The sequence below is a fragment of the Streptomyces sp. 4F14 genome (assembly GCF_048159485.1).
In the GTDB taxonomy this organism is placed as follows: Bacteria; Actinomycetota; Actinomycetes; order Streptomycetales; family Streptomycetaceae; genus Streptomyces.
On sequence record NZ_JBLRVY010000239.1, the window covers coordinates 1 to 368 of the forward strand.

General features: G+C 78.3%; 1 protein-coding gene. It reads right to left on the minus strand.

Annotated features, from left to right (window positions below):
* Positions 1 to 368: TolC family protein (locus ACLZOT_RS50510; protein WP_416976058.1), on the minus strand; the 368-nt coding region annotated here is incomplete at both ends.

Consider the following 368-nt stretch of genomic DNA (forward strand, 5'->3'; position numbering starts at 1 on the left):
GGCCAGGCCCAGGTTCTCGGTCGCCAGCTTCAGGCGCCGTTCGGCCGCCTCGGCGCGGGCGTAGGCGTCGGCCAGGTCGAAGGCGAAGTCGGCCCGCGCCTGGGCGGCCCGCGAGCGGGCGGCGTCGAGCTCGGCGCGGCCGGCGGCGACCCGGGCCTGACGCTTGCCGCCGGTCTCGACCGGCTGGGTGAACGACAGGGTGGTCTCGGCCGCGCCCAGGCCCTTGAGCGGGCCGGAGCCGGCGAAGTTTTCGACCTGCAGGGCGACGGACGGGTTCGTCCGCAGGGCGGCCTGGCGGGCCAGGCCGTCGGCCTGATCGACGTCGGCGCGGCCTTCGGCCAGGCGGGGCGCGGCGCTTTCGGCGCGCT